The sequence below is a fragment of the Moorena producens 3L genome, from assembly GCF_000211815.1.
Lineage (GTDB): Bacteria > Cyanobacteriota > Cyanobacteriia > Cyanobacteriales > Coleofasciculaceae > Moorena > Moorena producens.
Window position 1 is genome coordinate 5,855 of the sequence record NZ_GL890936.1, and the last position, 1,832, is coordinate 7,686.

A 1,832-nucleotide genomic window follows, 5' to 3' on the forward strand; every position below is an offset into this window, starting at 1 on the left:
TCAGAATGATGATTATTATGTGAGTAGGAACGCAGCCATAGCCTTGGGCAGATTGAACAACAGCTCACAAACCGTAGTCAACGCCCTCATAGCACTGCTTCAGGATGATGATTATTATGTGCGTAGGGACGCAAGCGAAGCTTTGGGTAAATTAGGCAAAACATCCAATCATGTTATCCCTAGTGTGATTAAATGGATTGAACAACACCAGGATTCAGACTATGTGGGCAGTGGTATTGATGTGCTGTGGGATTTGGTCGTAGGACGGGAGTCGGGAGTCGGGAGTAGTAAGAAAGAGAGCCAAAGAGTTTTTGATATTATTAGAAATAAAGATATGTTTGTGGTATAATATAATCTTGTGCATTTTTACGGTATTGTTGTTGTTGGATGCGATCGCGTAGCGGCTCTTTGCTGAGCATCGCATTTCACTGTTCCCTGTTCCCTATTCCCTGTTCCCTAAAATCCCAAAATTCTCTACTTTACCCAAATAAGAATTACTCTAAAACAACACAAAACCCTCAACAGCTCTAAGCCATCGAGGATTAATTACAAAGAGCGATCGCATTAAGCCTCGCAATTAAACCCTTAAAAATAGGGATAAATCGGTATTTAATACCACAAAATGGACATTGACATTTACTTAGCGCTAGAGTATAATTGAAGTGTAGAATCCAGCTCTAACGATGCCAAGAAAAGAAGGAGTAACAAAAAGGATATCGACTCAAGTCGTCCCTGTGGCAGGGATGACAAAGTCGGTTGAACTTGAATTGCTGCAGGTAATGAAAAAGCTGGGTATCGTCAGGGCTGAGTCCTACAACAAGCTGGGAAGTATTAACCATTGGGGACTAGATTGGAAAAAGGCGTACCCAGAAGTAAGGAGTTTTAGGACTCCCGAATCCCTGGGACTACCTTCAAAACTAATGGAATGGACGGTCAGTGATGTAGCGAAAGCAATCACAGCCCAACAAGCAGCTTGCACTGAGGCAGTTGTCAAAAGGATTTACAAAAGGTTCTCTGGTACATACAACCAAAAGAGAAGAAAAGAGCTTTGTAGACAGCTCAAAACTTTAGCTTTCCTAGAAAATCCTTTACTACACAGGTTTGTCAGGAAGGAATACCAACGTGGGCATTCTTGGGTTAAGAACCAAATAGTCTATCAACAGGGAGGTTATACCTGTAAGCAACTTTCTCGCAACACTTATCAGTTAGAGTTAGCTGGGTTGAGAAGAGGAAAAAGGAACAAGGTAATCGTTAGATCTAACCGAAAACTGAAAGGACAGATTCGGTTGATACATAATCACGTTTTGCCAAGATTTGAGATTCATTTTCTAGTAGACCATGGAACCGTAGAAATACCATCTGAACTCAAGAGTGTAGGAGTAGACAAGGGATACACCGAAGCTTTCTATGATTCGGATGGTCACGCGCATGGGAAGGGACTAGGGAAAGAAACTACCAAGAAATCAGATAGAATATGTGCCAAGAATCGCAATAGAGGGAAACTATGGGCACTTCATAGAAAGCTAGAGGAACTAAATCCATCTAGATCTGCTCGAATACTGAAAAACAATCTTAGTCGAAAGACAGAAAATAAACGCTACAGACAAAATCAATCGGAACTTACAGCCATTATAGGAGCCGCTTCTAAATCTCTTTTTAATGGTGAATCGTTGAAAGTTTTTGCGGAAGATTTAACACAACCAATAAAAAATAAACGTCAGTCCAAGGCCATGTCCCGTAAGCTTAATAGTTGGATGAAGGGTCAAATGCGGGACTCCTTACAGAAGTGGGCTAATTGGACTGGGTCGGTTGTACAGAAGTTCAACCTAGTT

General features: G+C 41.3%; 2 protein-coding genes. Both read left to right on the top strand.

Features of this window, described 5'->3' with window-relative positions; genetic code table 11:
- A partial coding sequence (locus tag LYNGBM3L_RS45125) for a HEAT repeat domain-containing protein (protein ID WP_044493884.1) occupies nt 1-349 on the top strand: 349 nt, incomplete at its 5' end.
- Nucleotides 350-683: 334 nt separating this feature from the next.
- Nucleotides 684-1,832, top strand: a 1,149-nt coding sequence (locus tag LYNGBM3L_RS18950; RefSeq protein WP_008186631.1) for a hypothetical protein, incomplete at its 3' end; no start/stop codon positions are given.